Origin of the sequence: Lactobacillus leichmannii (genome assembly GCF_024701915.1) — a bacterium.
Lineage (GTDB): Bacteria > Bacillota > Bacilli > Lactobacillales > Lactobacillaceae > Lactobacillus > Lactobacillus delbrueckii.
This window is the reverse complement of record NZ_QOCY01000042.1, coordinates 1-23936: the sequence shown is the minus strand read 5'-3', so window position 1 is coordinate 23936 and position 23936 is coordinate 1. Positions and strand designations below refer to the sequence as shown.

Annotated in this window: 18 protein-coding genes, 1 tRNA gene and 2 pseudogenes; 2 read left to right on the top strand and 19 right to left on the bottom strand. The window is 51.3% G+C overall.

The window, feature by feature from the left end; all coding sequences use genetic code 11:
* Positions 1-7: 7 nt before the first annotated feature.
* The 18 genes from purH to DS743_RS04400 all read right to left on the bottom strand — a co-directional run bounded on the left by purH (position 8) and on the right by DS743_RS04400 (position 19340).
* Positions 8-1549, bottom strand: coding sequence for a bifunctional phosphoribosylaminoimidazolecarboxamide formyltransferase/IMP cyclohydrolase (purH, locus tag DS743_RS04485; RefSeq protein WP_035184683.1), 1542 nt, complete (start codon positions 1547-1549; stop codon positions 8-10).
* On the bottom strand, positions 1550-2131 hold the full coding sequence (gene purN / locus DS743_RS04480; RefSeq protein ID WP_013439861.1) for a phosphoribosylglycinamide formyltransferase: 582 nt from the start codon (positions 2129-2131) through the stop codon (positions 1550-1552).
* An 8-nt stretch (positions 2132-2139) separates the two neighbouring features.
* The gene (gene purM / locus DS743_RS04475; protein ID WP_035184836.1) at positions 2140-3174 is read right to left on the bottom strand and encodes a phosphoribosylformylglycinamidine cyclo-ligase; all 1035 of its coding nucleotides are present in this window, start codon (positions 3172-3174) and stop codon (positions 2140-2142) included.
* Positions 3175-3176: 2 nt separating this feature from the next.
* The gene (purF, locus tag DS743_RS04470; RefSeq protein ID WP_035184685.1) at positions 3177-4655 is read right to left on the bottom strand and encodes an amidophosphoribosyltransferase; all 1479 of its coding nucleotides are present in this window, start codon (positions 4653-4655) and stop codon (positions 3177-3179) included.
* Positions 4631-6853, bottom strand: a complete 2223-nt coding sequence (gene purL / locus DS743_RS04465; protein WP_035184687.1) for a phosphoribosylformylglycinamidine synthase subunit PurL — start codon at positions 6851-6853, stop codon at positions 4631-4633. Before purL ends, purF begins: the two co-directional genes overlap by 25 nt.
* A complete protein-coding gene (purQ, locus tag DS743_RS04460) occupies positions 6853-7527 on the bottom strand; it encodes a phosphoribosylformylglycinamidine synthase subunit PurQ (protein WP_035184689.1) in 675 nt (224 codons plus the stop codon). Before purQ ends, purL begins: the two co-directional genes overlap by 1 nt.
* Positions 7527-7775, bottom strand: a complete 249-nt coding sequence (purS, locus tag DS743_RS04455; RefSeq protein WP_013439866.1) for a phosphoribosylformylglycinamidine synthase subunit PurS — start codon at positions 7773-7775, stop codon at positions 7527-7529. The genes purQ and purS overlap by 1 nt, the downstream gene beginning before the upstream one ends.
* 4 nt (positions 7776-7779) lie before the next feature.
* The gene (gene purC / locus DS743_RS04450) at positions 7780-8502 is read right to left on the bottom strand and encodes a phosphoribosylaminoimidazolesuccinocarboxamide synthase (protein ID WP_141372430.1); all 723 of its coding nucleotides are present in this window, start codon (positions 8500-8502) and stop codon (positions 7780-7782) included.
* A 309-nt stretch (positions 8503-8811) separates the two neighbouring features.
* The gene (gene purB / locus DS743_RS04445; protein WP_003611961.1) at positions 8812-10107 is read right to left on the bottom strand and encodes an adenylosuccinate lyase; all 1296 of its coding nucleotides are present in this window, start codon (positions 10105-10107) and stop codon (positions 8812-8814) included.
* A gap of 43 nt (positions 10108-10150) precedes the next feature.
* The gene (purK, locus tag DS743_RS04440; protein WP_035184838.1) at positions 10151-11275 is read right to left on the bottom strand and encodes a 5-(carboxyamino)imidazole ribonucleotide synthase; all 1125 of its coding nucleotides are present in this window, start codon (positions 11273-11275) and stop codon (positions 10151-10153) included.
* Positions 11265-11732 (bottom strand): 5-(carboxyamino)imidazole ribonucleotide mutase, encoded by a 468-nt coding sequence (gene purE / locus DS743_RS04435; protein WP_004560842.1) that lies wholly within the window; start codon positions 11730-11732, stop codon positions 11265-11267. Before purE ends, purK begins: the two co-directional genes overlap by 11 nt.
* A gap of 182 nt (positions 11733-11914) precedes the next feature.
* The gene (locus DS743_RS04430; protein ID WP_013439870.1) at positions 11915-12169 is read right to left on the bottom strand and encodes a DUF2087 domain-containing protein; all 255 of its coding nucleotides are present in this window, start codon (positions 12167-12169) and stop codon (positions 11915-11917) included.
* Positions 12170-13297: an MFS transporter gene (locus tag DS743_RS04425; RefSeq protein ID WP_231128286.1), complete on the bottom strand. Its 1128-nt coding sequence runs from the start codon at positions 13295-13297 to the stop codon at positions 12170-12172.
* 307 nt (positions 13298-13604) lie between these two features.
* The gene (locus DS743_RS04420) at positions 13605-13868 is read right to left on the bottom strand and encodes a hypothetical protein (protein ID WP_231128285.1); all 264 of its coding nucleotides are present in this window, start codon (positions 13866-13868) and stop codon (positions 13605-13607) included.
* 91 nt (positions 13869-13959) lie between these two features.
* Positions 13960-14550 carry a hypothetical protein gene (locus DS743_RS04415; protein ID WP_231128284.1) on the bottom strand — a complete coding sequence of 197 codons (591 nt, stop codon included), beginning with the start codon at positions 14548-14550 and terminating at the stop codon, positions 13960-13962.
* A gap of 392 nt (positions 14551-14942) precedes the next feature.
* Positions 14943-16754 carry a hypothetical protein gene (locus DS743_RS04410; RefSeq protein ID WP_035184696.1) on the bottom strand — a complete coding sequence of 604 codons (1812 nt, stop codon included), beginning with the start codon at positions 16752-16754 and terminating at the stop codon, positions 14943-14945.
* Positions 16755-16938: 184 nt separating this feature from the next.
* On the bottom strand, positions 16939-19077 hold the full coding sequence (locus tag DS743_RS04405) for a type IA DNA topoisomerase (RefSeq protein ID WP_035184697.1): 2139 nt from the start codon (positions 19075-19077) through the stop codon (positions 16939-16941).
* A 189-nt stretch (positions 19078-19266) separates the two neighbouring features.
* Positions 19267-19340: transfer RNA gene (locus DS743_RS04400), tRNA-Arg, on the bottom strand.
* 225 nt (positions 19341-19565) lie between these two features.
* Between DS743_RS04400 and DS743_RS04395 the strand changes: the two genes are divergently transcribed.
* Both DS743_RS04395 and DS743_RS09225 read left to right on the top strand, forming a co-directional pair.
* The gene (locus DS743_RS04395) at positions 19566-21944 is read left to right on the top strand and encodes a Xaa-Pro dipeptidyl-peptidase (protein WP_035184698.1); all 2379 of its coding nucleotides are present in this window, start codon (positions 19566-19568) and stop codon (positions 21942-21944) included.
* 111 nt (positions 21945-22055) lie between these two features.
* Positions 22056-23341 (top strand): annotated as a pseudogene (locus DS743_RS09225) (MFS transporter).
* Positions 23342-23539: 198 nt separating this feature from the next.
* Here the strand turns inward: DS743_RS09225 and DS743_RS04375 are convergent.
* A pseudogene (locus DS743_RS04375) lies at positions 23540-23936 on the bottom strand (hypothetical protein); the annotation flags it as partial.

Below are 23936 nucleotides of genomic sequence, written 5' to 3'. Positions count from 1 at the left end.
AGCCCTTTTAGTGTCTAAAGTGACGGACGCCAGTGAAGACCATGGCAATGCCGTACTTGTTGGCCATGTCGATGGATTCCTGGTCACGGACAGACCCGCCTGGCTGCACGATGGCCTTGATGCCGTGCTTACCGGCATATTCAACGCAGTCGCTGAACGGGAAGAAGGCATCGCTGGCGATGACTGCCCGGTCGTCCAGGGCTTCTGCCGCGTGGTCGATGGCAATCTTTTCAGAGTCGATCCGGTTTGACTGGCCGGCCCCAACACCCAGGGTGCGTTCATTGTTAGCGACAACGATCGCGTTGGACTTGGTGTGCTTGACTGCCTTCCAGGCAAAGAGGAGACTTTCCAGCTGCTCTTGCGTTGGCTTGGCTTCAGTTACGCATTCCCAGTCAGCGAAGTCTTCGTCCAGAACATCCTGGTCTTGCACCAGCAAACCGCCCATGACGGATACAGTTTCCTTGCTGGTTGCTTCGTCCTTCTTGCTGAAGTCCAGCTTAAGGATCCGGAGGTTCTTCTTCTTGGTCTTCAAGGCTGCCAAAGCATCATCATCGTAGTCTGGTGCGATGATGATTTCCAGGAAGATCTTGTGCATCTTTTCAGCAGTTGCCAGGTCAACCTTCCGGTTCAAGGAAATTACCCCGCCAAAAATTGATACAGGGTCAGCAGCGTAAACCCGGTCCCAGGCTTCTTCTAAAGTATTCCCTTGGCCGATCCCGCATGGGTTCATGTGCTTCATGGCCACGACAGTTGGCTTGCTGAATTCGCGGACGCATCTCAAGGCTTCGTCAGCATCCTTGATATTGTTGTAAGACAGCTGCTTGCCGTTTAATTGTTCAGCCTGCAAAACTGAGAAGGCCTTTGGCAGGGCATCTCCGTAGAGCCAGGCCTTTTGGTGGCTGTTTTCCCCGTAGCGCATGGCTTCCTTTAAGTCGTAAGTTAAAGTCAGCTTTTCCGGAGCAGTTTCGCCGGCCTTTTCAGCCAGGTATTGGGAAATCAAGGCATCGTATGAAGCAGTCAAGCGGAAGGCCTTAGCCGCTAAGCGGGCCCTGGTTTCCAGGCTGGTAGAGCCGTCTTTTTCAATTTCAGCCAAAACCTGGTCGTAGTCAGCCTGGTCAACCACGATCGTTACATCGCGGTAGTTCTTGGAAGCTGACCGCACCATGCTTGGGCCACCGATGTCAATGTTTTCGATAGCTTCAGCCAGGGTCACGTCAGGATTTTCAATGGTCTGCTTGAATGGGTAGAGGTTAACGCAAACCAAGTCGATTGGCGTAATCTTGTGTTCCTTCAAAGTTGCCACGTGTTCCGGCAATTCCCGCCGGGCCAGGAGGCCGCCATGGATGTAGGGGTTCAAGGTCTTGACCCGGCCGTCAAGAATTTCCGGAAAGCCAGTCACATCTTCAACTGAAATAGTTGGGATGCCGGCTTCATCCAAAACGCGCTTGGTACCGCCAGTCGACACGATTTCGTAATCATTGGCCACCAGGCCCTTGACGAAAGGAACCAAGTTGGTCTTGTCTGAAACACTTACAAGTGCACGCTTCATTTATTTGTTCTCCTCTTCAAATTTCAGCAAAGCTTTTCTCAAGGCTTCCGGATACAGGTGGTGTTCACATTCGTGAATTCTTGCTTCCAGAGTATCAACCGTGTCGTCGTCATAGATCGGCACGTGCTTTTGGGCAATGGCCGGACCAGAGTCCAGGCCAGAGTCGATATAGTGAACCGTTACCCCGGTTTCAGCCGGGTGGTCGGCAAAGGCCCGTTCAATTGAGTGCAGGCCTGGGTAAGCCGGCAAATAAGCCGGGTGAAGGTTGACGATTCTGCCTTCATATTTGCTCAAAATCGTTGGCCCGATCACCCGCATGTAGCCAGCCAGGGCAATAAAGTCGATTTGGTAGTCCTTTAAGACTTGAAGGATCTTTTCTTCGTACTTTTGCTTGCCGCCGCAGGACTTGACCGTAAAAGTCACTACCGGTGTGTGGAATTTTTCTGCCCGCTTGATCACCGGAGCGTCCGGGTGGTCACAAAAGAGCAGGGCAAGGTCGCCGGGCAGGTCGCCCTTTTGAAAATGTTCGGCCAGAACTTCATAGTTAGTTCCGTTGCCGGATGCAAAAATTGCTACTTTCATTATTCTACCTATTTAATAATGATCTTCTCGCCGTCAGTTCTCTCACTCAAGTGGCCAACTTCAAAGACCTTTTCGCCACTTGCCAAAAGCAGCTGCTTGGCTTCTTCTTTCTTGTCAGCCGGTACTGCCAGGATCATCCCCAAACCCATGTTGAAGGTCTGCCAGCAGTCATCATCTGACAAATTGCCGACTTGCTTGAGGTAGTTGAAGATGTCCAGGACTTCCCAGCTGCCAGCGGCAATTTCTGCCCGCAGGCCGTCATTGAACATCCGCGGCACGTTTTCAATGAGGCCGCCCCCGGTAATGTGGGCCACGCCGTGAACCAGCCCTTGCTTGATCAAAGGCAGGACAGACTTGATGTAGATTCTGGTTGCAGCCAGCAGGCTTTCACCCACGCTCTTGCCCTTCAGTTCAGCTGGCTTGTCAGTCAGCTTGACATCATGGTCCTTAAAGAGAATCTTGCGGACCAATGAAAAGCCATTGGAGTGGACCCCACTTGAAGCCAGGCCCAAGAGAACGTCACCAGCTTGCGGAGTGTCAACTGACAAAAGGCGGTCTTTTTCCGCTACCCCAACTGTAAAGCCGGCCAGGTCGTATTCGTCTGGGGCGTACATGTCAGGCATTTCCGCGGTTTCCCCGCCGATCAAGCTGGCCCCGGCCTGCTTGCAGCCCTCAGCCACGCCTTGGACAACTGAAGCCAGGAGGGCTGGATCGTTGTGCCCACAGGCAATGTAGTCCAGGAAAAAGAGCGGTTCAGCCCCTTGAGCCAGGACGTCGTTAACGCACATGGCCACTACATCGATCCCAACGGTGTCATTCTTGTCCATCTTTTGGGCGATCATCAGCTTGGTGCCGACCCCGTCAGTCCCGGAAACCAGGACCGGGTGGTCATAGCCCAGGGAATCAAGGTCAAACAGGCCGCCAAAGCCGCCAATATTGCCCACGTAGCCTGGCCGCTTGGTTGAGGCTACCGCCCCCTTGATCCGGCGCACCAGTTCATAGCCGGCATTAACGTCAACGCCCGCATCCTTATAGCGATTCACGATCATTCACCTCTGTTTTGCTTCTTTAAAATTTCCTCAACCGGTTCCACATTCAGCGGTTCCTTGATTTGTTCTTCGTAGTCGTACAAAGGAGTCGGGTACTTGCCGTCAAAGTAAGCAACCGTAAGGCCCCCGTTTGGCGCGTCACCGGCATCTGGCATGTCGACTGCCTTGATCAGGCTTGGAATGCTCAAAAAGCCCAGGCTGTCGGCCCCGATCAGCTTGCACATGTCGCTGACGCTGTACTTGGCCGCCATCAAGTCTTTTCTTTCAGAAATATCAATCCCGTAGAAGTGCGGGTATTTGAAAGGCGGAGAAGCAATCCGCATGTGGACGGACTTGGCCCCGGCTTCTTTCAGCATCTGCACGATCTGCCGGGAAGTCGTCCCGCGGACGATTGAATCGTCAACGACCACGATATTTTTGCCGCTGACCACCCCGCGGACAGGAGCAAGCTTCATTTTAACCCCCTGCTCACGCAGAGCCTGGGTCGGCTGGATGAAGGTCCGGGCAATATATTGGTTCTTGATCAAGCCCATTTCATAAGGCAGGCCGGCTGCTTCAGCATAACCAGTCGCGGCTGACAGTGAAGAGTTTGGCACCCCGATAACCATGTCCGCTTCTTCTGGAGCTGGCTGTTCCTTAGCCAGCAGTATCCCCATCCGCTTTCTGGCGGTGTGGATGTTAACCCCGTGGATAATGGAGTCTGGCCGGGCAAAGTAGATGTATTCCATTGAGCAGACGGCCAGCTGTGTTTCAGTCGTGTAGTAGTCAATCTTGATCCCGTCTTTGTTGATGATGATGAGTTCACCTGGCTGCACATCCCGGACCAGCTTGGCGTGTACCGCGTCAAGGGCGCAGGATTCGCTGGCTACGACATAGCTGCCGTTGTCCATTTGCCCTAAAACCAGGGGCCGGAAGCCGTTAGGGTCAAGGGCGGCATAGAGGGTGTCATTGGTCATCAAGAGGAAGGTAAAGCCCCCTTTGACTTCGTTCAAGCTGGCCTTCAAGGCTTCGATAAAAGGCATACGGACCTTGCGGCGGATCAAGTGGATCAAGACTTCCGTGTCAGAGCTTGACTGAAAGACTGACCCGGAATCTTCCAGGCGCTTTTTCAGCGTCTTGGCATTGGTCAAGTTCCCGTTGTGGCAAAGGGCGATTTCACCGTCCTGGAAGTGGAAGAGGAAGGGCTGGACATTGGCCAGGGAGTCTGAACCGGCAGTACCGTAGCGGACGTGGCCGATAGCCATGTTCCCTTTTAAAAAGTCCAGGTCAGCCGGGTTGGAGAAGACTTCTGACAAGAGCCCCCGGTCACGGAACTGGCGGAGCTTCTGGCCATCGCTAGCCACGATCCCGGCCCCCTGCTGGCCCCGGTGCTGGAGGGCATGGAGACCAAAGTAGGTCACGTTGGCCGCGTCAGGAACATTGTAGATCCCGAAAACGCCGCACTCTTCATTTAATCCTTTGATTTCATAAGGCATGGCAGGGCTTCCTCCCAAATTTGCTTCAATTCCGCTACCGGCAAGTCGGCTGCTTGGTCCTTCAAGGTCAGCTTCAGGCTATCGCCAGCAGTTTGGCCGATCTTAACCGCATTAGCTGCCAAAGCTGCAGCAAATTCAGCTGAGTATTCGCTTGGCACGCTGACCAGGAAGCGGCCTGGAGTTTCGCTGAAGAGTTCGGCACTGGTCAAGTCGCAGGCAACTTCTGCCCCGATCCCGTGGCCAAAGCTGCTTTCAGCCAGACTGACAGCCAGGCCGCCTTCGCTTAAGTCGTGGGCGCTGGCCACGTGGCCGGCTTCCATTTGGGCCAAGAGGCGCTTCTGGTAGTCCTTAATGTGGTCTAAGTCCAAATCGTTCAAGGACCCGAAGATTTCCCCGGTCAGCATCTTTTGCAGTTCTGAGCCGGCGTAGTCTGCCCCGGTTTGGCCGACCAAGTAAAGATCGTCGCCTTCTTCTTGGAAGCTGTCTCTGACCAGGTGGTCCAGGTTCTTGACCAGACCAACCATGCCGACCATTGGGGTTGGGTAGATGGACTTGTCGTCAGTTTCGTTGTAAAGGGAAACGTTACCGGAAACAACTGGAGTTTCTAAGACTTCACAGGCCTTGGCAATCCCCATGACTGAGTGGTGGAGTTCCCAGAAGACTTCTGGTTCGTTCGGGTTACCGAAGTTCAAGCAGTCAGTGATGGCCAGAGGTTCTGCCCCGCTGGCGATGATGTTGCCAGCTGCTTCAACAACGGCCCGCTTGCCCCCGATTTCCGGGTCCAGGTAGATGAAACGGCCGTTGCCGTCAGTGGTCATGGCAATCCCCTTGTGGGTGCCGCGGACCCGCAAAACGCCGCTGTCTTCACCAGGCCCGACGACCGTGCTGGTTCTGACCATGGAGTCGTAGGTCTGGGTGAACATTTCCTTAGAAGCGATGGTTGGCTGGGCCAGCATCTGCTTGTAGGTCTTTGTCAAATCAGTAATCTCAGGTTCCCAGGCCGGCTTAGCCGCGTCATCGATCATGTGCTGCGGCTGCTTTTCTTCGCTTGGCTCTTCCAAGACGTCTTCAGTCAGGCTGGTTACCGGGATGTCGCAAACAACTTCGCCGTGGTGGCGCAAAACGTAGTTGTGACCGCTGGTAATCCGGCCGATAACAACGGCGTCAAGGTCGTAGAAGTCGAAAATCTTCTTGACGTCTTCTTCGTGGCCCTTCTTAACGCAAAGCAGCATTCTTTCCTGGGATTCACTCAGCATGATTTCGTAGGCTGACATCCCGCTTTCTCTTTGCGGTACCAGATCCAGGTTCAGTTCCATGCCGGACTTGCCTTCTGAAGCCATTTCTGAACTTGAGGAAACGATCCCGGCTGCCCCCATGTCCTGGATGCCGACCAGCCAGTCAGCGTGCTTTTGGGTCAATTCCAGGCAGGCTTCAAGCAGCAGCTTTTCCATGAAGGGGTCACCAACTTGGACAGCTGAGCGTTGGCTTTCGTGTTCTGAGTCAAAGGCGTGAGAAGCAAAGGTTGCCCCGTGGATCCCGTCACGGCCAGTCTTGGCCCCGACGTACATTACGGCATTGCCTTCACCTTGAGCCAGGCCCTTTTGCATGTCCTTAATGTCCAAAAGGCCGACGCTCATGGCGTTCATGACTGGGTTGCCCTTGTAGATGTCGTCAAAAGTGAGTTCGCCGCCAATAGTTGGTATCCCCATGCAGTTGCCGTAGCCGCCGATTCCGGCGACAGTTTCGTTTAAAAGCCAGCGGGTGTGGGCGTCATCTAATTCACCAAAGTGCAGAGAGTCCAAAGTAGCAACTGGCCGGGCCCCCATGCTGAAGACGTCACGCAGGATCCCGCCGACACCAGTAGCTGCCCCTTGGTAAGGTTCAACAGCAGTTGGGTGGTTGTGGCTTTCAGCCTTGAAAACGACAGCTTGGCCGTCACCGATGTCAACAACCCCTGCCCCTTCACCAGGCCCTTGCAAAATGCGGGGACCCTTGGTTGGGAAGAGACGGAGAACCGGCTTAGACTTCTTGTATGAGCAGTGTTCGCTCCACATGGCTGAGAAAAGGCCGGTTTCAGTGTAGTTTGGCAAGCGGTGCAAAAGCTTGTCACAGATGTAGTCGTATTCTTCTTCAGACAAGCTCCAATCGAGATAAGGCTTCTTTTCTTTGATTTCTTCTGGAGTCATTTCCTGCATCATTACGCTTTTACCTCCGCGTGGTCCAAAATTGACTTAAACAGATGCAAGCCGTCGGTGTCGCCCAAGAGGGCTTCGACTGCCCGTTCCGGGTGAGGCATCATCCCTAAGACATTGCCTCTTTCGTTGGTGATCCCGGCAACATTGTTCAAAGAGCCGTTCGGGTTTTCCTTTGAGTAGCGGAAAACGACCTGGCCATTGTCTTCGATCTTCTGCAAGGTTTCCGGGTCGGCGTAGAAGGAGCCGTCAGCGTGCGCGATCGGCAGGTTGATCTTCTCGCCCTTTTGGTATTCAGAAGTAAAGATGGTGTCGTTGTTGGCTACTTCCAGTTCAACCGTCTTGCAGACAAACTTCAAAGAGTCATTTCTCTTCAAAGCGCCTGGCAAAAGGCCAGCTTCGGTCAAGATCTGGAAACCGTTGCAGGTCCCGAAGACCGGCTTGCCGGCCTTGGCCATTTCGACAATAGCGGGCATGATATTGGTAAAGCGGGCAATAGCGCCGGCTCTCAAGTAGTCCCCGTATGAGAAGCCACCTGGCAGCATGACAGCGTCAAAGCCGCCCAGGCTGCTTTCCTTGGAAGGAACGTAGGCCACGTCAGCTCCACAAACCGTGTGCAGGGCTTCGTAGAGGTCGATGTCGCAGTTGGAGCCCGGGAATTGGATTACCGCAAACTTCATTATTTTTCCTCCAAGATCTTGTAGCTGTAGGTTTCCATGTTGAAGTTGACCAGCAGCCCTTCAGAAATTTCCTTGACAGTTTCGGCTACAGGCTTGTCTCCTTCTTCAATAGTTACATCGAAGAACTTGCCGACCTTGACGCCCTTGACTTCATCGTGGCCCAAAGAGTGAATTGAGTTGGTGATGGCTTCACCTTGTGGGTCGAAAACTGATTGCTTGTAAGTAACGTAAATCCGTACAGTAGTCATTTGCTTAATCCTTCTTGGCCAAAGCATCCTTCAAACGGGCCAAAACTCTTTCGTAAACATCGATCAGGTTGCCGATTTGCCGGCGGTAAACGTCCTTGTCCATATGGTCCTTGGTTTCCATGTCCCACAGGCGGCAGTTGTCTGGTGAGAATTCGTCAGCCAGGACGACTTCACCGTTTGGCAGGGTCCCGAATTCAACCTTGAAGTCAACCAGCAGCATGCCAGCATCGGCAAAGAGCTTGGTCAAAAGCTGGTTGACCTGGCGGGAGATTTCCCAGATCTGTTCATGTTCTTCATGAGTCAGCAAGTGGAAGGCAATGGCGTCTGATTCATTCATCAGCGGGTCGTGCAGGGCGTCGCTCTTCATGAATAGTTCTTCAACTGGAGTGTCCAGCTTCTTGCCTTCTTCTTTCAAGCCATAACGCTTGCAGAATGATCCAGCCGCGATGTTCCGGGTAACGACTTCCAGGTCGATCATCTTGACCTTCTTGACCAATTGTTCGTTTTTAGACAAGCGCTTGATAAAGTGCGTCTTCACCCCATGCTTCATCAAATATTCGAAAACCAGGCTGGAAATTTCCGCGTCAAGTTCACCCTTGTTTTGGAAGACATCGTGCTTCAAGCCGCCCAAAGCGGTAGCATCGTCCTTGTAAACAGCGCGGAGCACTTCTGGATCGTCAGTGGTCCACATTTCCTTAGTCTTACCCTGATAAAGCAATTCTGCCATTTTTTACCCTCCGATTAACACGAACTATAATAATATAAACAGGAATTACTGTTCGTAATTTCTTTCTTGAACTAAGGATAACAACTTAAAAAAGTTTGGTCAAGAGGTTAGCGAACATTTTTTAGATATCGTTCCGCTTACAATCGGATATGCCCTCATTCTTTTTGAACAAAAACTTTAACAAGCAAAAATCAAGGGATAAAATCCGAACAAAAAAGCGGCTCATTTTATGAGTCGCTTTTAATTATCTAGATTTCTCTATTCTTTTATATATTGGCAATCGCATTGAAAATAATTGCCCTTTTACACTTATTCCAAACCTAGGCGCTTGTAGATGTCGTCAACGTGGCGCAGGTGCCAGTGGTAGTCGAAGGCATCGTCAAGATCAGCCTTAGTCAGTTGCTTTTGAATGGTTGGGTCTGCTTCAAGGAGAGGCCGGAATGGAACTTGTTCAGCCCAGCACTTGGCCGTGTATGGCTGGATCAAGTCGTAGGCAGCTTCCCGGCTCATGCCGCTTTCAACCAGCTTGAGCAGAACGCGGCCGGAGTAGATCAAGCCCAAAGTCTTGTCCATGTTCTTCTTCATGGTTTCCGGGAAGACATCCAGGTTGGCCAGGATCTTGCCCATCCGGTTGAGCATGTAGTCAAGACCGATGGTGCTGTCTGGCAGAATTACCCGTTCAGCACCTGAGTGGGAGATGTCTCTTTCGTGCCACAGGGTTACATCTTCGTAGGCAGTTACGACATTGCCGCGGAGAACTCTGGCCATCCCGCAGATGTTTTCTGAACCGATCGGGTTGCGCTTGTGCGGCATAGCGGAAGAACCCTTTTGCCCCTTGGCGAAGTGTTCTTCAACTTCGTGGATTTCCGTTCTTTGCAAAGAACGGATTTCCGTAGCGATGTTTTCCAAAGAAGTTGCAACCAGGGCGATGGCAGCAATGTATTCAGCGTGCAGGTCACGTGGCAGGACCTGGGTTGAAATTTCCTGGGCGTGCAGACCCAGCTTCTTGCAGACATATGCTTCAACTTCCGGGTCAACTTCAGCGAAAGTCCCGACGGCACCGGAAATCTTGCCGGCTTCCACTCCGCGGGCAGCGTGTTCAAAGCGTTCCTGGTTCCGCTTCATTTCTGAGTACCAGCGGGCGAACTTCAAGCCGAAAGTAGTTGGTTCAGCGTGAATGCCGTGGGTGCGGCCCATGCAGACCGTATCCTTGAATTCAAGGGCCCGCTTGGCCAGGACGTCGATAAAGTCCTGGATGTCCTTGCGAAGGATGTCGTTAGCCTGCTTCAATTGGTAGCCCTGGGCAGTGTCAACCACGTCAGTACTGGTCAAGCCGTAGTGCACCCACTTCTTTTCCGGCCCCAATGATTCAGAAATGGTCCGGGTGAAGGCAATAACGTCGTGGTGAGTCACGGCTTCAATTTCGTTGATGCGGTCAACGCTGAACTTGGCGTTTTGCTTAATCTTTTCCACGTCTTCTGCCGGAATGTAGCCAAGCTTGGACCAGGCTTCATCAGCAGCGATTTCTACTGCCAGCCAGCATTCATACTTCTTTTCATCAGTCCAAATGGCACCCATTTCTGGTCGGGTATAGCGTTCAATCATTTATTTTCCACCTTTAAAAAATCAACAATAATCTGCTTTTTAATTATACATCCCAAACTTTGGTTGCGGCAATCTCGGCCAAAGTCTTGTCGACATCATCAGTCAGGATCGTCACATGCCCCATCTTCCGGTCTCTGCGGACCTCGCCCTTGCCATAGTCATGGAAGGACCACTGCGGCTTTTCGGCGATCAGATTTTCCGTGCCGGCCACGTGCTGGCCTAAAACATTGACCATGACGACCGGGCTGAGCAGCTTGATCTTTGGCAAAGGCCAGTTGCAAATTGCCCGGTTGTGGACGGAAAACTGGGAGAAGTTGCAGGCTTCAATTGAGTAGTGGCCGGAATTGTGGGGCCGAGGGGCCAGTTCATTGATGACAATTTTGTCATCTTTAGTAACGAACATTTCTACGCCTAAGATCCCCTTTAGGTCAATGGCTTCAGCGATCTTAACGGCAGCCTCCTGGGCCTTTTGGGCCAAGTCCGGGGAAATCCGGGCCGGGACGATACTTTCATGCAGGATTTCGCCCTGGTTGATGTTTTCGCTGACCGGGAAGACCGTGACTTGGCCATCAGAGTTGCGGCCAACCATGACGGAGGCTTCCATACGGAAGTCGACAAATTTTTCCAAAATGCAGTCACCGCAAGCTAAGACATCAGCAGTCTTGTCCAAGTCGGCAGCTGCTTTTAAAACAACCTGGCCCTTGCCGTCATAGCCGCCTTCACAGGTCTTCAAAACGACTGGCAGGCCCAAGTCACTGACGGCTTCTTCCAGGTCAGCCCGGTTCTTGACCGCTCTGAACTTGGCCACTTCACAGCCGGCACTTTTGATAAAAGTCTTTTCCCGGATCCGGTTGTTGGTCGTGCATAGAAGCTTGGTCCCTTGCGGAATAAAGACCTGGTCCTTGACGCTCTCCAGGGCATCCAGGTCCACGTTTTCAAATTCGTAGGTCAAGACATCGCTTCTAGAGGCCAGTTCATGGATGGCGTCGATATCACTGTATTCAGCGACGATCTGATCATCTGCGGCCTGGCCAGCCGGGCAAGCCGGAGTTGGGTCCAGGATGATGACCTTCATCCCGCTGGTCTTGGCATCAAAAGCCAGCATTTGCCCTAATTGCCCACCGCCAATGATGCCGATCGTTTGGCCGGGCTTGATTTTAATAGACAAGGTCTGCACTGCTTTCTTTGGCTTGGTCGTGCATTTCCTTGCGGTAGTCCACGATCTTTTGCTGGAGTTCTTTATCTTCGATGCCTAAGATCTGCATGGCTAAAAGAGCCGCGTTCTTGGCGCCGGCCGGGCCGATGGCGGTCGTCGCTACAGGGATGCCTGCTGGCATTTGCACGATGGAAAGAAGGGAGTCCATCCCGCCCAAAGCGCTGGTCTTGGCCGGGCAGCCAATTACTGGCAAGGGAGTGTTGGCGGCAATCATGCCTGGCAGGTGGGCAGCCCCGCCAGCACCAGCGATGATCACCTTAGTGCCATTTTCCGCTGCCTTTTGGGCAAAGGCGAACATTTCCTCCGGCATTCTGTGCGCTGAAATAACCTGCTTGTCGTAGTCGACCCCGAACTTGTCGAGCAGCTTGCAAGCTTCCTGCATATAGCCCCAGTCTGACTTAGAGCCCATTACAACACTGATTCTACTAGTCACGATTATTCCTCCTGTCTGCTTTCCCTTAGGATAACAGAAAACGGGACTTTTTTAAAGAGAAAGATGAACTATTTGCCAAGAGTTTCTTATTAACATTCGCTTTTAGTTTAAAAACAGTAAAAAAAGACCACCACGTGGTGGTCTTAAATGCCATAAAATCAATCTTCCTTTTCTGCCCGCCAGTAATGATGACCATAAGGGTCCCGTTCCAAGCGGCCCGTGTCAACCAAGTAGCGGCGCAAAATAGCGTAGTCGTCATAGACTGCTGCCAATATCTCATTGACTTCCTTTTCAGTATAATCCCGGCCAAATTCAAAGCGGTCAATCAGCGCGTCAAACAAGGCATCTTTCGCCTTTTGCTTGCGGGGAATGACCTGCAGGCGGCCATCCTTGAAAAATCCTGTAATATCCATTTAAATCTCCTCAACTTCCAATTTTTTACTCTGCATGCCAAAAATTGCCAGCAAAAAGATAACTAAGCCCAAAACAGCCAGACTTACCCAGGCAAAGCCGATGCCATAGCGGTCAGACAAAAAGCCGTTAATTGCCAAAATCACGACTTCGGCGCCAGCGTCCAAGGCATTGGCAACAGACATAATCGTCGCCCGGCGGTTCTCTGTTTGAATCGTCGTTTGCAAAACAATCCCGCCCAGCATGTTTTCCAAGCTGCCAAACATGGTATGGAACATGAACAAGGCGAGAGACCCATAATACCAGTTTTTCAAGCCAACCACGCCGAGCAAAGTAGCAGCCATCATTACCGTGCTGACAACAATCAAGCGGGTCTGTCCTTTATTAGACAGCGGCTTTTTGGACACATAGCGGTTGTAAAGGGAAATCGCCAGCATCCCGGACAGACTCATCAAGACAGAAATCGTCCCGGAATTAACAGTCTTGCCCCTTTGAAAGTACATCTGCCACTGGTCAAGCGGGCCGGCTGAAATAATTGCCACGGGAAGCAGAAGCAAGATCCAGGCAAAAGTTTTCTGTTCTTGCTTGACCGTGTATTTTACATTGGCAACCAAGTTCAGCTTTGGCATCCCTTCTTCCGCCTCAGCCAAGTTTTGGCTGTCATATTTCAAGAGCGGGATGATGGTCAAAATGGTCGCGAGCAAAAAGGCCGCGCCGATCAGCAAGGGCAGGTCCAGGCGGATACTGCCTAAAATATTAGCCCCAACGAAGGTGGCAGCCATGGTCAAAGGCGTGCCAATAAGACTGTAGCCAGAGAAAATCGCGCCAAGCTGGTCTTTTTCGCCATGCTCAACGGCCTTGTTGGCAATCCAGGAAGTCATGGTGCCCGATTGCAGGGAATCCCCCAGCGCGGTCAAGACCCCGCTGACTGTCATCCACAATAAATTCATGGGACTGAGTGCCAAAATTATTAAACCTAAGGCTCTGATGATCCCGCTGGCCATGATCGTTTTTAAATAACCAAATTTGTCAGCAATGTAGCCGGATGGTATTTCGGCAAAAAAGGTGACTAGCCAGAAAATCTCCAAGAAAAGATTGATCAAGCTATAGCTGTAGCCGTTATGCCGCATAAACAGGTAAATCGTTCCGCTCCATAGCGAGGTCCCCACCGTATATAAGATGCTGCTGTAGTAAAAATATATTTGTATTTTTTCATCGCTCCTCCAGTTTGTTATCTCCATAAATCCGCTCTTACCGCGACTAAGTATACCTCCTTAATTTACCATCTTTCTAAAAAAATTCCATCTTTTCTTCATATTATATTAATAATAATGTACTCCTTTATCATCATCCCGCGCAAAATAAGCTTTCACTTATTATTTTTAGATAAAAAATGCACCAGGCAGTTATCCGCCTAGTGCATTTCAGTAAGAATATTTATTTTTTAAGAGCCTGCTCTTGAGGCTGTTTCGCCATATTCGAGTCAAAAACTTCTGCCCGCTTGTTCATGGCTATATAGATCTTTGACTTGTAAGAAGCCAGGCCCTCTACTTCCCGCTTGGCATTGAAGTGGTAGTAGTTGACCAAGTTACCCTTGGCATCAATCTTAAACAGGTAATCGTTAAAAGCAATGTAATAGCACTTGTGGGCAACATTATAAGAAGTGGCGGTTGTTTTCCCGCTTGCCGTTGCTGACGGCAAAAGTCCAGATCCGCTTGACCTGCATGTCCTCTTGTCAATATGCAAAAGCTCGTTTGACCGCAACTTTTTGGTATGGTTCCAGTTGGCCAGCTCATAGATATAACGGGAAGTTGACCCAACAGACTATGTGCCCCCGGGCTCCGTCCTTGGATGATTCAAGCCCGCCATAAAAGTTGGTCGTGACCATATCCTGACCATACACATCCAAACCCTGAACATTTCCCCGGACATTGGTCTCCTGGCTTCCTTCCAGCAGGCTAAAAGAATTTTGCTCATAAAACTTAGTGGTCAATTTAGCCGTCTTCTTGCCATGCTTGTCAGTCCCAACGTAAGTGTGCGAGCTAACCTGGGCATTGTAGTTGCCTCTAAAAGCCAGTTCATGCGGGAACCAGGTCTTGCCAACATTGCCGCCCTTGCCCAGCTTGGCATCAGTCTTGGAAATCCCTTCATTGACATCGCTTCTGACCGTCACCGCGACCTTTCCGCTGGCCTTGCCGTAGCGGTAAGTCACCACGTACCGGCCCGGCGTCTTTTCAGAAATCCGGTCGGCCGACCGCTTCACCGAATTAACGTCAACCACACTGCCGTGCTTGTCTGTCACGTAGTTGATGGCATCAGTCGTCACGAAGCCGTTGGTATCCAGCTCGTTGTTGACCAAGCTGACGCTCTTAACTAAAGACATCTCGCTTCTGGCAAAGGTCCGCTCGCTGACATAGCCGACCCCGCGGCCGTCAACTTAGACATAGTAATACCGTCTGCCCCGGGCGAGTTTGTAGGATCGGGACTGGACATGGGCCAACTTTAATTCTTTAGTAGTGGCCATCTTCTTGCCAAACTTCCAGACCAGCTTGGTCTTTTTCTCCTTGCCCTTGCCGGTCTTGACCTTACCTGCTTCAAGCTGGAATAGATCCCATAGTTCTTCTTCCCGTCGATCACCTTGGTCGACAGCTTCTCACTCGCGGCTGCAACTGGCTGACCATCTTTAAACAAACAGGCAATGGCCATAAATGCGGCTGAAAAGGCCAGCCCCTTCTTTAATTTTATTCTTCCTATACCCACAATCATTAGACTCAACTATTTTGTAATATGATTCACTTTCAAAGTTTCCGTTGGATGATTCAAGTTGAGGTAGAGTTCGGGCCCGTAGCTGCTCAAACCTTCAAATTCCCGGCGGCCAGTGTCAAACTTGTAGTAGTTCAATAGCTTGCCAGCATCTGTTTTGCCATCTAAGCCTGCCCCGATCTTAAAGAGGTAGTCGTTAAAGGCAATATAGTAAACGTCATAGGCACTATTCCAGACAAAGCCCTGGACTTCAGCGGAATTGCTGATGAGGTCGCTGCCAGTTGCCCCAACTTCCTTAGCCTTAAAGCTGTCACCGTTTCTGCTGATCTTCCAGTATTCATAGCGGTGCTTAGAAGCATTGTGGAAGAGAGCAAGCAAAGTGTTGTCGTCAATCACGTCCGCGTTGAGGAAAATCCGCGGATACTTGGCTGACCCGTTCCAAACCTTGAAGGTCCAGATCTTGTCAATTTCCATGGTGGATTTCTTGACCCGGATCAGTTCCTGGGAGTTGGACCAGTTGTTGGACCGGTTCCAGTTGGCCAAAACGTAAACATACTTCTTGGTGCTGCCAACTGACTGGCCATGGCCCAGCTTCATATATGGGCTGACCTTGATGTTCTTGATATAGCTCAGCCAGGTGTTGAAGCTCAGCATCTTGCTTGGAATCAGCTGCCAGTTGTACTTCTTGACCTTCCGCATATTATAGTAGACCATGTGCCCCCGGGCTTCCCAGTTGTCTGCCTGGCCTAAGTCAAGGTTGCTGGTCACCAGGTCATTGTCATAAAAATCAATCCCTTGCACAGCGCTTGACACCTTGGCCTCCAGGTTGCTTGAACCTGGCGCGCTCAAAACTGCCGGATGATAGAAGATGGTTTCAATATCCGCGCCCTTAGCGTTGCCGGACATGTCGGTAGCCCAGTACTTGTGGGAGCTGGAAACCGCGTCTTTTGAAGTAATAGTTGAAGATGAGGACAGGCTGGCCCCGTCGCTGGCTGACCAGGTCTCAATCTCTGGCAAATCAGTTTTCACCGGCGTTACATCGGCCGAGCTGATCCCTTCTTTGGCATCCCCGCGTACCGTCAGCTTGCTGGTCGCCTTGGCCTTGCCGTACCTGAAGGTCAAAACCGCCGTCCCGGCCTTGCGGCTGGATACATAGCCAGTATCAGAAATATTCAATTCAGCAGACTTGCAACTGATCTCAACTGAATCATTGTCAACCAGACTGCCGTGCTGGTCAGTCACGTAGTTAATCGCGTCTTCGGCATTAAAGCCAACTGAGTCAGACGGGTTGTTGACCAGGCTGACCTGGGAAACCACATTAGCTTTCGAAAGGGCAAAAGCCTTCTCATTCACGTAGCCAACTGGCCGGCCGTCAACGTAGATGTAGTAGTAGCGCTTGCCACCCTTAACCTTGTAGGACTTGGACTGAACGTGAGCGTATCTGAAGTCAGCCGAGGCCGTCAATTTCTTGCCGAACTTCCACTCCTTCTTCTTCACGTTCTTGTAGGCCGTCTTAGTCACCCACTTGTACTTGACCTGCTTAACCGTCTTGTACTTGGTCTTGCCCTTCTTACTATTCTTCTTGACGGCGACCTTCTTCTTGACCGTGTACTTCTTCTTTTCCTTGGACTTTGCCTTGACCTTCTTAGTTACCTCTTCCAGTTTGAGCGAAGAATAGACCTGGTAGCTCTTGTTACCCATGATCTTGGTCACAAGATCGGTCTTCGTGCTCTTACTATAGTCTTTGCTGCTTGCTTGCACCTGACTGGCCAGGCCAGCCATCAGTGCCGCACTGGTCATCATGCCCAGGGCAAAACGTCTCATCAAACTCTTCCCTTCACTTCTAAAAATACAAAACTCATAAATCTACGGTTATTAACAAAAAGCACCCAGATAATTTACACTTTTATCACGAAATGCCTTTTCATACTTTACCACAGTTTTTGGGCACTATTTCATTTGTAACAGATTTGTTAACTCATTTTAAGAAATATTGCTTTTGCAAAAATCAGTCAAAAACCAAAGAGAGCTTGTCCCCTTCCAGCTGCAGCTTGGCTGAATACCGCTGCCCGCTCTTTTTAGAGACAAAACCGTCCAGCTTGTCAGTCTTGCCCTTGCTGATCAAGGTCTTCACAATCCGCTTGCCCATATTCTTGCCGGCAAACTTCTTGGGCAAGGTGAAATGGCAGCCGCCCCGGTAATTACTGCAGCCGTAAAACTTGCCCTTGTCAGTAATTTCCCCTTGCTTGCAGACCGGGCAGGGGCCGATTGCCGCGGTTTTGGCTTGCCGGGTCTGGGCTTCTTCCTGCAAGCCCTGATCAACCTGGATCTTGCCTGGCACTTCTGTAATCATCTTTGAAATGAATTTCTTGATCTGCCCTAAAAAGTTATCCTGGCTCCGCTCTTTGGCCCCGACTTGCTTTAAGGCCTTTTCCCACTGGGCCGTCATCTGCGCGCTGACTAAGAGTGGCTCAGCTTCCGCCGTCTTGCAGAGGATGGTCCCTTCCGGGGTAACCGACAATTTGTTTTGCCGGCTTTGCATGTAGCCCCGCTTCTTCAAAATTTCGATGGTGCTGGCCCGGGTAGCTTCCGTCCCGATCCCTTCAACGTCCTTTAAAATAGCCTGGGCCTCTTCATCATCCAGGGTCTTGCCGGCCGTCTTCATGGCCGTGATCAAGCTCCCTTCCGTAAACTTAGCCGGAGGCTTGGTCTCTTCTTCTTGCTCTTTCAATTTCGCCGTCAGTTCCTGGCCGACTTCCAGGGGCGGCAGCTGGGCATCTTTAACCGGCCCTTCCAGAATCTTCCAGCCCAGATTCACGCTGACATTGCCGTTGGCTTTAAAAGTCAATTGGCCGACATTAATCAAAGCCGTGGTCTTCTCATAGACATAGGCCTTTAAAAACATCTCCAAAGTTCGCCGCAAGACCAGGTCATAGACCTGCCCTTCCAGCTTGGACATTTTGCCCATTTGTGCCTGGCTGGGCACGGTCTTGGTCATGATGATGGCGTGGTGCTCCTGGACCTTGCCGGAGTCGACATAGCGCTTCTCCGCCTTTAAGGGCTTCATTTGCTCTTTGACTTCTGCAGAATTTGGTAAAAGCCCCTGGTAGCGGTCCAGGTTCTGGGCCAGGTAGTCATACTCATTGTCCGTAATATAATTGCAGTCTGTCCGCGGATAGCTTAAAAACTTATTTTCATACAAATTCTGCACAGCCTGTAAAACCTGGCTGGCTGAAGCATGGTAGCGGCGGTTGGCTTCCGTCTGCAGGCTGGACAAGGAGAAAAGGCGGGGGCTGGCCTGGCTCTTTTGCTCCTTGTCCACCTTGGCCACCTGGCCAGTTTGTTTGCCCAGACTCCCCCCTTTAGCCAGCAAAAACTGCTCCAGTTCTGCCGGGCTCTTAAATTTCGTTTCCGGCAGCAAGCGGCCGGTAAATTTCTTTCTTCCCTGCCAAAAATCTGCCATAAGCAGCCAGTACTTCTCCGGCTTAAAATTGGCAATCTCCTGGTCACGCTTATAGACCATGTACAAAGTTGGCGTCTGCACCCGGCCGATTGAATAGGTCCCCTTGATCCCCTGCTTTCTTAACAGCAAGGTAAATAAGGGACTGCCGTTCATCCCGACCAGCCAGTCACTGATCTGCCGGGTCTGGGCTTCCTTATAGCGGTAGTAGTAGTCCCAGCCTGGCCGCAAGTTCTGGAAGCCTTCCCTGATCGCGGCTTTTTCCAGTGAATTGATCCAGAGTCGGAAAAGGCGCTTCTGTTTCAAATCGATCCCCGCCTGCCGCATAATGGACCAGGCGATGTTTTCCCCTTCCCGGTCACTGTCCGTGGCAATCACGATCGTATCTGCCCGCTTGAGCAAATTAGCGACAATATTGAACTGCTTCTTCTTGTCCCGAGGAACCAGGTACTTGTACTGGTCGGGAAAAATCGGCAGCTTCTTTAAAGACCAGCGCTTGTAGCTGGCGTCATAGGCTTCCGGCAGGGCCATTTCCACTAAATGGCCAAAACCATAAGTGATCACAGTGTCTGCCGGCAAGATCGGGTCCGCCACCTTAATTTGCCCTTCCCCCTTCTGGCTTTGGGCGAAAGCGGCCGCGTATGCCCGGGCCTGGCTGGGCTTCTCTGCTAAAATTACCGTCGTCATTACATTTCCTACCTTGTGTTAAAAAATCCCGAGCAAATAAAAAGGCCCCGGCCAAGTGGCCAGGATTGCTCGAACAAACGTTTAATATTTATTCCATTATAGTTTACTTTTGCCGGCTTGGCAAATTTTCTGCGGATATAACAAAAAAATCACCGAGGCAAGCCTCAGTGATTTCTCTGGTTGCAATCATGATTCGGGTGAGATTCGAACTCACGACCCACGGTTTAGAAGACCGTTGCTCTATCCAGCTGAGCTACCGAACCGTTATACTCCGACGCAACAAATTAAGTATATTAGACCAGGGATAAATTGTCAAACACATTTCAGAAAAAAAGTTGCTTTTTTTCTTGGTCATTTTTTCCTTGACAAAAAGGAAGCGGTTTGCTTGCATTAACTTGAGAACTTGCTTAAAAAACAGCTAAAAAAACTGGATAAAGCAAAAAGATACAATATCCCATAGATGTAAAGATATAAAGATGAGGTAAAGCATGAAATACAATCAATATGCCTACGTTGAAACCAGTCCGGAAAAGGCAACTGAAGAGCTGCTGGCAATCAACTTCTTGCCGGAAAACTACTCTTCTCTTTCCTTCAGTGAGCTCCTGGCCGTCTTGACCGGCAATGTCCTGGCGGAAGCCACGACCCGCCAGGCTAAAGACGCCAAATTGGCGGAATTTGCCGTGGACGACCAAACTGACCTGGCCGCCTTTCTTTTGGACACGCCGACTGCCATCACGGCCAGCCAGTTCGCTAATGTTGCCCTGCAGCTTTTAGGCTACCACCCAAACTACGACTACAGCCTGACTGATCCTTTGACTTGCGGGAAAAAGCATGCCCTGCCGGCCTTTAAGGACTTGACCAGCAAGGAAGAATTGATTTTTGCCTTCTACCGCCTGCTCAACACCCGGAGCAAAAACGGGCAGATCCTCTTGGACGTCATGGCCGGCAAGGGCTACTTCACCCAGTTCTGGGGGGAAGGCAAGTTTATGTTCTTCAACGGCAAGTCCCTGCCAGTTTTTGACACAAGCCAGGTCATCCGCGAGGTCGTTTACGTGCAAAGCGACCTGGACACGGACGGCGATGGCAAGGGCGACCTCTTGCCGGTCACGGTCTTCCGGCCAGTTGAAAGCCAGGACCAGCTGAAGGTCCCAGCCCTCTATACGGCTTCACCTTACTTTGGCGGGATCATCGACAATGTCAAGACTAACCATAATGTCGACGAGAACCTGACTGACGCGACCACTTGGACCAATCCCAAGTACGTGGCCAAGCCTTTAGTTAAAAGCCCTGCCCCCAGTGGCCAGGACGTGCCGGCCACTGAACTGGCAACTGGGCAATCTTCTTACGGCTTAAACGAATACCTCCTGGCCCGGGGCTTTGCCTCTGTCTTCTCCGGGGCCATCGGCAACCGGCACGGGGACGGGATCCGGATCACCGGGTCACCGGAAGAAACCATCTCCCAAAAAGAAGTCATTGAATGGCTGACTGGGGACCGAGTGGCTTATACTGACCGGACCCGCCGCTTTGAAACCAAAGCCAGCTGGTGCAGCGGCAATGTCGGCATGACTGGCCGCTCTTACCTGGGGACCTTGCAGATCGCCATCGCGACGACCGGAGTCAAGGGCTTGAAGACGGTGGTTTCTGAAGCCGCTATTTCCTCTTGGTATGACTACTACCGGGAACACGGCCTGGTTGTCGCGCCAAGCGAATGCCAGGGCGAAGACATGGACAAGCTGGCTGAAGTCTGCCAGTCCAACCTCTGGGACGGGGGCAATTTCACTGCTAAAAAGGCTTATGAAGCAGAGCAAGCTGAACTTTTAGCCGCCCAGGACCGGGCAACCGGCCAGTACTCTGATTTCTGGGAGTCCAGAAACTACCGCCACCACACCGATGGCATCAAGTGCTCCTGGATCTCCGTTCACGGCTTAAACGACTGGAATGTCAAGCCGAAGAACGTCTACAAGATCTGGCAAAAGGTCAAGCAGCTGCCGGTGGAATCCCACCTCTTCCTCCACCAGGGTCCGCACTACAACATGAACAACCTGATTTCCATCGACTTCACCGACCTCATGAACCTCTGGTTCGTCCACGAGCTTTTGGAAGTGGAAAACGGGGCTTATGAGCAATGGCCAAAGGTCATGATCCAAGACAACCTGGAAGCTGACAAGTGGCACGCAGAAAGTGACTGGGCCAACGACCTGGGCCAGGCCAGCCTCTATTCACCAACGGCTGACGGGGACCTGTCAACGGTTGAAAACGGGACAGGCCAGCTAACCTTCACCGACTTGGGCGGGACAGAATTCAAGAAGGCCGGCATTAGTGAAACTGACTGGGAATACCAGTTTATCAGCGGGGAGGAAAAATGGGCCAAGGCCAGCCTCCGCTTTGAAAGCGAGGAATTCCTCCACCCGACTACCCTGGTCGGCCGGCCAAAGGTCCGGGTCCGGGTAGCAGCTAATAAGACTGTCGGCCAGCTGTCTGTTGCCCTGGTTGACCTGGGGACCCGGCAGCGGCTGACGGCTACGCCGAAGATTTTTGCCAGAGGAAACCAGCCCTTTGGCTACCGCTTCGAGGCAGACTCCTTGCAGGAATTCGTCCCGGACAAGGCCACTAAGGCCAAGCTGATTACCAAGGCCCACATGAACCTGCAGAACTACCAGGACATGAAGCAGCCAAGCAAGCTGGAAGCCGGCCAGTTCGTCGACCTAGAATTTGAACTGCAGCCGACCTACTACACCCTGCCAGCTGGAGCAAAATTGGGTCTGATCATCTATTCAACCGACCAGGGGATGACCAAGCGGCCGCTGGAAACCGAAGACTACACAGTTGACTTAGCCGGAACTGCTCTTTTGCTCTACCGGAAATAATGCCTGGGCAAAAATTGGCGGTTTATGCTAAAATAACTTTATCGCAAACAAAGTAAAAGGCTGTCGCGGAGCTACCGCTGACAGCCTTTTTGTGTTCTTAGAAAGGTCCTTATGGAAAAATCAAGCAAAGTCAACCTCGCTATTTTCAGTGCGGGCCTGATGACCTTCATCGGTATTCTGAATGAAACCTCCATGAACGTCACCTACCCGCTTTTAGTCAAAGAGTTCCACCAGCCCCTGGCAACCGTCCAGTAGATCACTACCGCCTATCTCTTGACAGTGACCATCGTCATGGGAACTACCGCCTACCTGCTCAAGCAGGTCCCGGCTCGCTGGCTGCATTTAGGAACCACCCTGGCCTTTATTTGCGGTTGCATCATCTGCGCCTTAACTTCCAGCTTTCCTTTAATGCTGGCCGGACGGATTGTTCAGGGGATCGCCACCGGCTTTTCCACCCCGATCATGTTCCAGCTGATCTTTACCCAGGTCCCTAAGCAAAAACTCGGCCTCATGACCGGTTTTGCCGGGACGATCATCTCCTTTGCCCCTGGCTTTAGTCAGCTTAATCGGCGGTCAGGTCTACATCCGCAACCAGGTAAGCGGGCAAAAGGAAAAATTTGATGCCCCCTCCCTGCTCTTGCTGGGTCTGGCCCTTTTTGCCATTATCTATGCGGGACCAGCAGCTTGTCCTGGCTTCTGCTTTTAGCCGGAGGAGTCCTATTTACCCTCTTTGTTTTTGTCAACAAGCGGGGAAACAGCCACTTGCTCAACCTGGCAATTTTTAAAGAAAAAACTGTCTGCCTGGCGGCTTTAACCTACTTTTTCCTGCAGCTGGTCAACATCGGCCTGTCTGTCGCCGTTCCGGTCTATGCCCAATATGCTCCAGCAGCTTGATCAGCGGCCTGGTCCTTTTGCCAGGCTCCTGCGTGGGGGCCGTCATCTCGCCTTTTGCCGGGAAACTGGCCGACAAGCGGGGCTTCAAGTTCCCGCTGACCCTGGGCGGCTGCCTCTTTCTTTTGGACAACTGCCTGCTTTTGGTCCTGCAGCCCTTGCTGACCCCGGTCTTGATCGTTGTCTGCCATATCGTGATCCGGTCCGGCTTCAACTTGAGCTTTGCCAACACCATCTCCAACGCCTCAACTTTGGTTGACCGGAAAAACGTGGCTGACGTTAACTCCTCTTTCAACATGCTCCAGCAGTTTGCCGGTTCAGTCGGCGTCAGTCTGGCCACGGCCCTGATCTCCCTGGCCCAGAAAACGGGGCAAGGGGCTTTGGCCCAAAGAAGCTACCAGGGCGGGAGATACGACTTTATCATGTTCAGCTGCCTAGCTTTGGTGACCCTTTTGGCCATCTGGCAGAACTTCCGCCTGCAGAAGCAGAAAAATAAAGAAAATTAGTTTTCTGTAACTTTTTTCTTAATCCTGCTTTTATCGGCGGCAAACATTTTCTCCCCATCTTGCCCAATTGTCCATTTTTCACTAAAATATCATTAGGATAAAAGTTTTTACTTAAACTTCCCACACCAAAAAGAACTATGAAGCCTTGAAAACTCAATAGTTTAGCCAGTAGATATTCAATTAAGCTGCTAGTGATGGCTATATAGCCTCTTGCATGTACTTCGGGAGGCGTGAAATGAAAGCGTTGGTGAACCTTTCCATCTGCTCTTCTGTCGGTTGGAAGATCTCTTTCACACTCTCGAACATGGCTTCCACCAGGATTTGTAGGGAGTGATTGAAAGTGATGTCCGCAAGCTCGTCTACCATGCAATAAAAATTGCCTAAAATCATTGATAACACTTGACTTAGAGTAGAAAAGAGCTCGCCTATTGTCCTATCATCTTCATCATCTCGCTTCTCAGTTGAAGATCTGCTTGACGTTCATCCGCTTTCCTTCGAACTCGTATGTGATCTTGGAGTCTTTCTTCACCATGGCGATTACGTTCAAACCACGTTGACTGATTTGGACAATCTGATGAGGATTGGAGAACCAAGT

Excerpts from the sequence above, each read along its gene's own strand:
- purH (WP_035184683.1), bottom strand. The coding sequence starts at position 1,549 with ATGAAGCGTGCACTTGTAAGTGTTTCAGACAAGACCAACTTGGTTCCT.
- purN (WP_013439861.1), bottom strand. The coding sequence starts at position 2,131 with ATGAAAGTAGCAATTTTTGCATCCGGCAACGGAACTAACTATGAAGTT.
- purF (WP_035184685.1), bottom strand. The coding sequence starts at position 4,655 with ATGCCTTATGAAATCAAAGGATTAAATGAAGAGTGCGGCGTTTTCGGG.
- purL (WP_035184687.1), bottom strand. The coding sequence starts at position 6,853 with ATGATGCAGGAAATGACTCCAGAAGAAATCAAAGAAAAGAAGCCTTAT.
- purQ (WP_035184689.1), bottom strand. The coding sequence starts at position 7,527 with ATGAAGTTTGCGGTAATCCAATTCCCGGGCTCCAACTGCGACATCGAC.
- purS (WP_013439866.1), bottom strand. The coding sequence starts at position 7,775 with ATGACTACTGTACGGATTTACGTTACTTACAAGCAATCAGTTTTCGAC.
- purC (WP_141372430.1), bottom strand. The coding sequence starts at position 8,502 with ATGGCAGAATTGCTTTATCAGGGTAAGACTAAGGAAATGTGGACCACT.
- purB (WP_003611961.1), bottom strand. The coding sequence starts at position 10,107 with ATGATTGAACGCTATACCCGACCAGAAATGGGTGCCATTTGGACTGAT.
- purE (WP_004560842.1), bottom strand. The coding sequence starts at position 11,732 with ATGGGCTCTAAGTCAGACTGGGGCTATATGCAGGAAGCTTGCAAGCTG.
- DS743_RS04430 (WP_013439870.1), bottom strand. The coding sequence starts at position 12,169 with ATGGATATTACAGGATTTTTCAAGGATGGCCGCCTGCAGGTCATTCCC.
- DS743_RS04425 (WP_231128286.1), bottom strand. The coding sequence starts at position 13,297 with ATGCGGCATAACGGCTACAGCTATAGCTTGATCAATCTTTTCTTGGAG.
- DS743_RS04415 (WP_231128284.1), bottom strand. The coding sequence starts at position 14,550 with ATGTCTTTAGTTAAGAGCGTCAGCTTGGTCAACAACGAGCTGGATACC.
- DS743_RS04410 (WP_035184696.1), bottom strand. The coding sequence starts at position 16,754 with ATGAGACGTTTTGCCCTGGGCATGATGACCAGTGCGGCACTGATGGCT.
- DS743_RS04405 (WP_035184697.1), bottom strand. The coding sequence starts at position 19,077 with ATGACGACGGTAATTTTAGCAGAGAAGCCCAGCCAGGCCCGGGCATAC.
- DS743_RS04395 (WP_035184698.1), top strand. The coding sequence starts at position 19,566 with ATGAAATACAATCAATATGCCTACGTTGAAACCAGTCCGGAAAAGGCA.